This is a genomic window from Sphaerisporangium sp. NPDC049457, from assembly GCF_055586705.1.
This window is the reverse complement of sequence record NZ_JBVJHR010000031.1, coordinates 59,875-66,409: the sequence shown is the minus strand read 5'-3', so window position 1 is coordinate 66,409 and position 6,535 is coordinate 59,875. Positions and strand designations below refer to the sequence as shown.

The following is a 6,535-nucleotide window of genomic DNA, read 5'->3' as shown; positions in this document are numbered from 1 at the left end:
CGCCCAGTCCTCCACCTTGATCACCCTCCAGAGTTACTGAAGGGGGTCCATTTTCGGCTGTCGCCAGGGGGTCCACATTCGCGCGCCGTCGACAATGGTCCCTGGAGATGGGGGAGCCTGAGCGCGAACCGGGGGTGCTCCCCGCGCACGCGGGGATGGTCCCACCGCCACCGCGTCATCCTCGGCAACGGTCCCGTGCTCCCCGCGCACGCGGGGATGGTCCCGACGACCGCGAGCCCGAGCCGCCCGAGGACAAGTGCTCCCCGCGCACGCGGGGATGGTCCCCACGCCAACGACAGCATGGCCAACGACGCGGCGTGCTCCCCGCGCACGCGGGGATGGTCCCGTTCGTGTCCGCTGTGCGGCGTACGGGCAGCAGTGCTCCCCGCGCACGCGGGGATGGTCCCCGCGGCGGCCGGCGCACCGAGCCGACGATCCGGTGCTCCCCGCGCACGCGGGGATGGTCCCGGGCGTCTGATGGCGTTCACGAATCCGGCTGTGTGCTCCCCGCGCACGCGGGGATGGTCCCTCCCGGGACAGAGTCTCATCGTCTTTGTCCGGGTGCTCCCCGCGCACGCGGGGATGGTCCCACGGTGCGGGTCCGCATCCCCGCGCACCGCATGTGCTCCCCGCGCACGCGGGGATGGTCCCGTCGGCCTCGCGATCTTGTCGGTGACCGCGAAGTGCTCCCCGCGCACGCGGGGATGGTCCCGAACTACACCTGCTCGCCCTGGCCGTGCCGCTGTGCTCCCCGCGCACGCGGGGATGGTCCCCTGGCCGCCGTACCACTCCGCCTGCGCGGAGGAGTGCTCCCCGCGCACGCGGGGATGGTCCCCTGGCCGCCGTACCACTCCGCCTGCGCGGAGGAGTGCTCCCCGCGCACGCGGGGATGGTCCCTACGCCCTGCCCGGATGGTCCGAGCACGGCCAGTGCTCCCCGCGCACGCGGGGATGGTCCCTACGCCCTGCCCGGATGGTCCGAGCACGGCCAGTGCTCCCCGCGCACGCGGGGATGGTCCCGCCGGCTCGATCCGGGTGGCCACCCTGATGACGTGCTCCCCGCGCACGCGGGGATGGTCCCTCCGGCACGTCTGGGTCGGGGGTCAGGGCCACGTGCTCCCCGCGCACGCGGGGATGGTCCCCTCGGCCGCATCAACCTCGCCGGCGGCGAACTGTGCTCCCCGCGCACGCGGGGATGGTCCCAGGTGTGTGGCTTGCGAGTACATCGCGAGCGGGTGCTCCCCGCGCACGCGGGGATGGTCCCCTGGACTCCTCCGCCAACGGGTCGCGCGCCCTGTGCTCCCCGCGCACGCGGGGATGGTCCCGGTACTCCGCTGCCTACAACGCGCAGCGCTCCGTGCTCCCCGCGCACGCGGGGATGGTCCCCTCAACGCGTTCATCACTGAGGATGGCGACGCGTGCTCCCCGCGCACGCGGGGATGGTCCCCAGTCGCCGCTCGGCTGCTTCAGCGGTTGCCGGGCGGCCGCCGGATGGGGCCGGTCTTCCTCACCGGTCGCCGCGCCCGCGTCGTGCTGCCGCCCGCCGACCTCGCCCCTGCCTCCGGGCGGGCCCGCCCGTCCTAACGCCGGGCCGCCGAGTGCTTCGAGACCGCCACCGCTGTACTTGCGGGCGGGCCCTGGACGCTGCACCAGCTGCGCCATTGGGCTCTGACGCATGCGGCCGAAGACGGCGCCAGCACCTCTACTCTGCTCGTTTACCCCGGCCACACCTCCGTCGCCTCCCTGGCCCGCTATGCCCGTGTTTCGCCCGAGGCGCTGGCCCGCTGGCAAGAGGACCGGGATCCCGCCAGCCGTCGCCGATGAAGAACGGCACTGAGGGTGCCGGTGCCGGCCCGTTTGACCTGTAGCTCATGGCCGTTTGATCTCCAGGCGGGGCTATTCCATCAAATGCATTTGATGTATCGTCCGAGGCGTGGCGTTATCGAGTGAGGCGGTGCCGGGGTTCGTGCGTCTGGCCGCACACCCGCTGCGCTGGCGGTTGTTGACTGAGCTCGCCGTCGGCGACTTGCGGGTGCGGGAGCTCATGGCGTTGGTCGAGGCGCCGCAGAACCTGGTCTCCTACCATCTGCGGCTGCTGCGCGAGGGTGGCCTGGTCGCAGTCACACGCAGCAGTTTCGACGGCCGCGACAGCTATTACCGTCTGGACCTGGACCGCTGCGCGCAGACCCTGGCCGATGCTGGGGCCGCTCTGCATCCGGCACTGCGCCGCGCCGCCACGCCATCGCCGTCCCCGGACGGCCGGCAGCGGTGGCCGCGCCTGGCGGTGCTGTTCGTGTGCACGGGCAACAGCGCCCGCTCACCGATCGCCGAAGCCCTGTTGCGCCACCACACCACCGACGGTGTGACCGTGACCAGCGCCGGTAGCCGGCCCAAAGCGCGCATGCACCCTCACGCTGTGCAGGTGCTGCGCGAGCGGTACGGCATCGACATCGCCGGGCAGCAGCCCCGCTATCTGGACACGTTGCGCGGCCGTCGGTTCAATTATGTGATCACCTTGTGTGACAGGGCCCGCGAAGTCTGCCCCGAGTTAGGGGAGCACGCGCAGCGGGTTCACTGGAGCATCCCCGACCCGGCCACCGCAGGCCGCGGTGAGCAGGACAGCGCCGCCGTATTCGGCCACGCCACGGCGGACATCGACGCACGCGTCCGCCACCTGTTACCCGTCCTCGCCCAGACCCCGGAGGCCCATTCATGACGGCACCTGACCGCTACGCCGGCGTCCGCTACCTCGTCGACGACGTCCAAGCGGCCGTCGGCTTCTACACCGCCCACCTCGGCTTCACCCTCAACAGCAGCGCCGGGTCCGCGTTCGCCGACGTGGTACGCGGGCCGCTACGGCTGCTGCTGTCCGGGCCCGCCAGTTCCGGCGCCCGCGCCACACCCGCCGACGCCGCCGACGCGGGCCGCAACCGCATCCACCTGGTCGTCGACGACCTGGACGGCGAGATCGCCCGGCTGCGCGCCGCGGGCCTGTCGTCGTTCCGCAGTGACGTGGTCTCCGGCCCCGGCGGGCGGCAGATCCTGCTCGCCGACCCCGCCGGCAACCTGATCGAACTGTTCCAACCCGCCTGACGCGAAGGAGCCCGCGGTGGCCGAACCCCGGCACTGCCCCTACTGCAACCTCGATGACCCGACGCGGCCTGAGCCGGTCGGCGGATGGATACTCCGCGATGAGCACTGGCTGGTCAGCCAGGGGGACCCGGAGACCACGATGGCGGGCGGGGTGCGGATCACCTCGCGTCGCCATTACGTCGACTTCGCCGATATGGACACCGAGGAGGCGACTTCCTTCGGTCTGCTGGTGGCCGTGCTGGACCGTGCGCTGCGTGCGGTGACCGGTGCCGAGCGGGTGCATGTGCTCTCGACCCGGGACCGAGTCCAGCACTTCCACGCCTGGCTCTATCCCCGGCCCGCCACTCATCCGCTGCGGGGCACCGAGTTCCTCAACGCGCCGCAGCACAGCCTCGCCGAAGATGCGGAACGCGCCGTCCGCGCCGTCCGCGAGCGGCTCCTGGTGTCCGCGCCCGCCTTCTCAGAGCCAAATGCAGTTCCAGGAGATCGTCCCGGCCGTCGCTGACATTCAACAGGTATCGACGGGCGCGTGCGGGGTCCTTCCGGTGATCCATTTGCTGCGGTTTACCGATGCCGTCATCTGTCTGTCCGCGCGGCGGTGACCGTCAGGGGCGGCATCGGAACCCGAGAGGGTCACAAGGACTTGCCTTGAACCAGAGCATCCGCGCGCGCACCTGCCTCGACAGCAGCGTGCAGGCGGGCATCGATCGAGTAGCGTCCGGCGCCGACGATCAGCAGGAAGACGGTGCCGCACAGTTGGGCCACATCGACGCGCGCCTCATGGGCGAAGTCCCACCACCCGGCTTGTTTGGCGAACAGCGGCGAGCCCCCCCACAGGATCGGCACCTTGGTGATGAACAACGCGCCGAGCATGTCGATCACCATGGGCACAGCGGCCAGGCGGGTGAGGAATCCGGCCAGTATGGCGACGCCACAGGCGATCTCGGCCACGCCGTCCAGTGTGGCGAGAAACCCTGGTGCCGGGATGCCCGCCTTGTCGAACCGGCCGATGCCCAGCCGGTCGGGAAACAGGAACTTCTGGATCCCCTCGGACAGGAAGATCGCTCCGACGAACAGGCGGATCCACACCGTCGCACCTGGCGCGGTCGTTGCCGTCAGCCTGGCCCACACACTGCGCCGGTCACTCATCGGCGCCCCCTCTCGCCGCGCGACCACGAAAGCGATCTATCGGATACCGATATCGCCATTCGTTCCCACTGTGGACCTCCTGGTCAGCGGGTCACGGGAGGCGGGCCCTGATCGCGCGCCGCGCCCCGTAGGCGGCGGCGCCGGCGGCGAGCACCGCGGCGCCGGCGATGACCGAGGAGGCCGGTAGGGCGAAGGCGAGGATCAGGCACCCGGCCAGGCCGAGGGCGGGCACCACCCGCGGCGAGCGGCCCTCGGCCGGGGTGAGGGTCCAGGCGCTCGCGTTGGCGATGGCGTAGTAGACCAGCACACCGAAGGAGGAGAACCCGATCGCGCCGCGCAGGTCCGCGGTCGCCGCCAGGACCGCGACGACCGCGCCGATGACCAGTTCGGCCCGGTGGGGCACGCTGAAGCGGGGGTGGACGGCGGCCAGCGCGTGCGGCAGGTGCCGGTCGCGGGCCATGGCCAGCGTGGTGCGGGACACCCCGAGGATCAGCGCCAGCAGCGAACCGAGCGCGGCCAGCGCGGCGCCTCCGCGTACCAGCGGCGCCAGGCCCGGATGGCCGGCGGCGCGGACGGCGTCGGCCAGCGGGGCGGGGGCCTGGGCGAGACCGGCGGCGCCCAGCACGGCCAGCGCGGCGACCGCTACCGCCGCGTACACCACGAGGGTGAAGCCGAGCGCGAGCGGAATCGCCCGGGGAATGATGCGGGCCGGGTCGCGCACCTCCTCACCCAGAGTGGCGATGCGCGCGTAACCGGCGAAGGCGAAAAACAGCAAACCCGCCGCCTGCAGCACTCCGGCACCGGTGGCGCCGGAGGTCACCTCCAGCCGCGCGGCCTGCGCCTGTCCCGAGGTCAGGCAGGCGGCGACCACCGCCGCCAGCACGGCCACCACCACGGCCACGATCCCCCTGGTCAGCCAGACCGTCTTGTGCATCCCTGTGTAATTGACCACGGTCAGCGCCACCACGGCCGCCACCGCCACCGCGTGCGCCTGCTCCGGCCACACGTACGCGCCGACGGTCAGCGCCATCGCCGCACACGAGGCGGTCTTGCCGACCACGAACCCCCACCCGGCCAGGTAGCCCCAGAAGTCGCACAGCCGCGCCCGCCCATAGACGTAGGTGCCGCCCGAGGCGGGATAGCGCGCGGCCAGCCGGGCCGAAGAGGTGGCGTTGCAGTAGGCGACCACTGCCGCCGCCGCCAGACCGAGCAACAGCCCCGAACCGGCCGCCCGCGCCGCCGGAGCGAAGGCGGCGAAGACACCGGCGCCGATCATCGACCCCAGCCCGATGACCACCGCGTCGGCCAGCCCCAGCCGGCGCTCCAGCCGCCCGGACTCAGTACGGGTCGGTATGCCTGCCATCACGCCCCCTCCTAAAACGAAATCCGATATCGGACTACGATACTTTGCCTCGTTGGGTCGGGATCCGCCAGGTCCTGACGGGGCGGCAACACCCGGTAGCCGGGCGAGGCATTCACTCGGTCGGCGGCGTGCGGACCGCCCATGCGGGGAGTGTCCCGACCGCATGCCGTGCGCGTGGACAACGTCAGGACCGGGCGAAAACGTGAGATGTCGTGACAAGATCGCAACTCACCGGCGGTGCGCCGCCGTGACCTGCTGGGCCTGTCCACCGCGGCCCTGGCGAGCGCGGTGAGCCTGACCGCCTACCGCGGCCTGCCCGGCGCCTCGGCGCTTGCGGCGACGTCCGGCCCGCCCGCGGCACCCCCCTGAGTAGGAGGCGGAGGTGACCCCGCCGGAAGACCTCATGCGCGAGCACGGCATGCTGAAGCAGATCCTGCTGGTCTACCGGGCGGGCATCCGCCGGGTCCAGAGTGGTGAGCCCGCGCCCGCCCAGCCGCTGAACTCCGCCGCCCGCATCATCCGCAGTTTCATCGAGGACCACCACGAGCACCTGGAAGAGCAGTACGTCTTCCCCCCGCTGCGCAAGGCCGGCAAGCTCACCGACACCGTCTCGGTCCTCCAACTGCAACACCGCAGAGGCCGGGCGCTGACCGCCCGCATCCTGGCCGCCACGGGCGCTCCGGCGCCTCCGACGCCCACGCCCGCCGCGCCCTGGTCGCCGACATGTCCGCGTTCATCCGCATGTACGAACCACACGAAGCCCGCGAGGACACGGTGGTGTTCCCTGCCTTCCGCGAGGTCGTGCCCTCAAGCAGTTCCTTGAACCGGCCGAACGCTTCGAAGACGAAGAGCACCGCCGCTTCGGCCAGCGCGGCTTCGAAGGCACCGTCGACCAGGTCGCCGGCAACCACGGCAGGGCATCCCCGTTGCA

Annotated in this window: 8 protein-coding genes and 1 CRISPR repeat array; of the genes, 6 read left to right on the top strand and 2 right to left on the bottom strand. The window is 71.8% G+C overall.

Annotated features, from left to right (window positions below; genetic code table 11):
- Positions 1-134: 134 nt before the first annotated feature.
- A CRISPR array of direct repeats spans positions 135-1,446; the repeat unit is 29 nt; unit sequence GTGCTCCCCGCGCACGCGGGGATGGTCCC.
- 197 nt (positions 1,447-1,643) lie between these two features.
- The 4 genes from ACZ6QO_RS35975 to ACZ6QO_RS35960 all read left to right on the top strand — a co-directional run bounded on the left by ACZ6QO_RS35975 (position 1,644) and on the right by ACZ6QO_RS35960 (position 3,597).
- Entirely contained in the window at positions 1,644-1,823 is a 180-nt protein-coding gene (locus tag ACZ6QO_RS35975; RefSeq protein ID WP_465857680.1) for a hypothetical protein, read from the top strand.
- Positions 1,824-1,932: 109 nt separating this feature from the next.
- Positions 1,933-2,715, top strand: coding sequence for an arsenate reductase/protein-tyrosine-phosphatase family protein (locus ACZ6QO_RS35970; protein ID WP_465857678.1), 783 nt, complete (start codon positions 1,933-1,935; stop codon positions 2,713-2,715).
- The gene (locus ACZ6QO_RS35965; protein WP_465857677.1) at positions 2,712-3,092 is read left to right on the top strand and encodes a VOC family protein; all 381 of its coding nucleotides are present in this window, start codon (positions 2,712-2,714) and stop codon (positions 3,090-3,092) included. Before ACZ6QO_RS35970 ends, ACZ6QO_RS35965 begins: the two co-directional genes overlap by 4 nt.
- 16 nt (positions 3,093-3,108) lie before the next feature.
- Positions 3,109-3,597: an HIT family protein gene (locus ACZ6QO_RS35960; protein WP_465857675.1), complete on the top strand. Its 489-nt coding sequence runs from the start codon at positions 3,109-3,111 to the stop codon at positions 3,595-3,597.
- A 128-nt stretch (positions 3,598-3,725) separates the two neighbouring features.
- On the opposite strand, the gene ACZ6QO_RS35955 is transcribed toward ACZ6QO_RS35960, so the two are convergent.
- Both ACZ6QO_RS35955 and ACZ6QO_RS35950 read right to left on the bottom strand, forming a co-directional pair.
- The gene (locus ACZ6QO_RS35955) at positions 3,726-4,241 is read right to left on the bottom strand and encodes a DoxX family protein (RefSeq protein WP_465857673.1); all 516 of its coding nucleotides are present in this window, start codon (positions 4,239-4,241) and stop codon (positions 3,726-3,728) included.
- Positions 4,242-4,332: 91 nt separating this feature from the next.
- Positions 4,333-5,604, bottom strand: coding sequence for an APC family permease (locus ACZ6QO_RS35950; RefSeq protein ID WP_465857671.1), 1,272 nt, complete (start codon positions 5,602-5,604; stop codon positions 4,333-4,335).
- 237 nt (positions 5,605-5,841) lie between these two features.
- Between ACZ6QO_RS35950 and ACZ6QO_RS35945 the strand changes: the two genes are divergently transcribed.
- Positions 5,842-5,973 carry a hypothetical protein gene (locus ACZ6QO_RS35945; RefSeq protein ID WP_465857669.1) on the top strand — a complete coding sequence of 44 codons (132 nt, stop codon included), beginning with the start codon at positions 5,842-5,844 and terminating at the stop codon, positions 5,971-5,973.
- Positions 5,974-5,986: 13 nt separating this feature from the next.
- On the top strand, positions 5,987-6,427 hold the full coding sequence (locus ACZ6QO_RS35940) for a hemerythrin domain-containing protein (RefSeq protein ID WP_465857668.1): 441 nt from the start codon (positions 5,987-5,989) through the stop codon (positions 6,425-6,427).
- The last annotated feature ends 108 nt before the right edge of the window (positions 6,428-6,535 follow it).

Excerpts from the sequence above, each read along its gene's own strand:
- ACZ6QO_RS35950 (WP_465857671.1), bottom strand. The coding sequence starts at position 5,604 with ATGGCAGGCATACCGACCCGTACTGAGTCCGGGCGGCTGGAGCGCCGG.
- ACZ6QO_RS35965 (WP_465857677.1), top strand. The coding sequence starts at position 2,712 with ATGACGGCACCTGACCGCTACGCCGGCGTCCGCTACCTCGTCGACGAC.
- ACZ6QO_RS35955 (WP_465857673.1), bottom strand. The coding sequence starts at position 4,241 with ATGAGTGACCGGCGCAGTGTGTGGGCCAGGCTGACGGCAACGACCGCG.